Source organism: Streptomyces sparsus (assembly GCF_054776295.1).
Genome location: NZ_BAAHCA010000936.1, coordinates 1 through 1,883 on the forward strand (window position 1 = coordinate 1; position 1,883 = coordinate 1,883).

Here is a 1,883-nt window from a genome sequence, read left to right on the forward strand (position 1 = left end):
CTCGGCGCTCGGCTTCATGGTCGGCCCCTATCTGGCGCTGGCCGGCTGGCTGCTGACCGGGGGCGAACTCGGCGGACCGCACCACGAGGCCGTCCTCGGGCCACGGCTGCTCGCCGCCTCGGCGGCCGGCACGGGCGGAGCGGTGCTCGCCCTCACGGCGGTGGCGGCGTTCGCCGCGTTGTTCCTGTGCGTCGCCGTGATCGCCGTGTTCGGGGTGCTCGGCGCCGTCCTGATGATCACCGCGGACCTCGCGCCGGGGGAGGCGGCAGCGGTCTGCGTGCTGGTCGCCGTGGTGCTCGGGGCCTTCGTTCCGTCGCTGTCGTTCCGGATGTCCGGGCTGCGGATGCCACCGCTCCCGACCAACGCCCAGCAGCTCCAGGAGGGCATCGAGCCGCACCCCACCGCCGTCGTCACGAGCCGGACCGTGATCGCCGACGGATGGATGACGTCGCTCTACGGCGCCGTCGGGCTGGTCTGCGCCGGATGCCTGGCAGTGCTGGTCCCCCGTGCCGGGCTGCCCGAGGTCGTGCTGGTGTCGGCCCTGACCGTCCTGCTGGCGCTGCACGCCCGCGGGCTCGGCCATGTGTGGCAGCGGCTCTCCCTCGTGGTGCCGGCCGCGGGCGGTGCGCTGCTGCTCGCGGTGACGGGCGCCTGGACGACCGCGCCGGGCACCCGGCTGCTGGAGACCGGCACTCTGCTCGCCGTCGCCGCGCTGGCCGCGATCCTCTCCTGGACCGTGCCCGGCAGGCGGCTGGTGCCGTACTGGGGACGGGCCGCCGAACTGCTGCACTCGGCCACCGCGATCAGCCTGCTGCCGCTGACCCTGTGGGTGCTCGGCGTCTACGGCGCGCTGCGCGCCCTGAACGCCTGATTCCGAGGGGGCACCGTGCAGTCCAAGCGCGACCAGGTCCAGGCCCACATGTTCGTCATGGGGCGCCTCACCTCCGGCATGCTCCGGAGCGACCCCGACGCGCCGGAGAGCCCGCAGGGCCGGACCAACCGGGGTATCGCCCTGGGCATCGTCGTCGCCGTCCTGCTGTCCGCCGGGGCGTTCGTCTTCGGACTGCTCAAGCCCGGTACGACGGAATCCTGGAAGGAGGCCGGGACCCTGGTCGTCGACAAGGACACCGGCTCCCGCTACCTCTACATGGGCGGGCGGCTGCGCCCGGTACGCAACTACGCGTCCGCGCGGCTGCTGGCGGGCGCGGAGATGAAGACCACGCAGGTCGGAGGGGCATCGCTGCGGGGCGTCCCGCACGGCACCCCGGTAGGCATCGCCGGCGCCCCCGACGTCCTGCCCGCCGCCGGTGACCTGGAGACCGGCGCCTGGCAGGTGTGCTCGGGGAGCACGACCGGTTCCGCGGCCACCACGCTGGCCGTGGGGGCGGACGCCGGAGGGCAGGGTCTGCCCGCGGACCAGGGGCTGCTGGTGAGCGGTCCCGACGGCGCCGACTACCTGGTGTGGCGTGGCAGCAAGCTCCGCCTGGACCGTGAGGGTGGTGCGCCCGAGGCGCTCGGTTACGCCTCCACGCCCCGGCTGCGGGTGTCGGCCGCGTTCCTCAACTCGCTGCCGTCCGGCCCCGATCTCGAACCTCCCGAGGTCGCGGGGCGCGGGGCGAAGGGGCCCGTGCTCGGCGGCCGGGAGACCCGTGTCGGCGAGGTCTTCCGGATCACCGTCCCCGGAGCCGAGGAGCGCTACCACCTGCTGACCGAGGACGGTCTCGCACCCCTCACGGCAACCGGCGCGGCCCTGGTGCTCGGTGACCCGGACACCCGGAGGAAGGTCTACGACGGGCGTTCCGCCACCGCGGCCGACCTGGGGGCGGACGCCCTCGCGGACCACCGGGCGCGGGCCGGCGCGGACGCCGGGGGGCTCCCGGACG

Annotated in this window: 2 protein-coding genes; both read left to right on the plus strand. The window is 75.0% G+C overall.

Annotation, left to right across the window (positions count from 1 at the left end; translation table 11 throughout):
• A partial coding sequence (eccD, locus tag ACYVE9_RS25080) for a type VII secretion integral membrane protein EccD (protein WP_461030178.1) occupies positions 1–871 on the plus strand: 871 nt, incomplete at its 5' end.
• Positions 872–886: 15 nt separating this feature from the next.
• A partial coding sequence (gene eccB / locus ACYVE9_RS25085) for a type VII secretion protein EccB (RefSeq protein ID WP_461030179.1) occupies positions 887–1,883 on the plus strand: 997 nt, incomplete at its 3' end.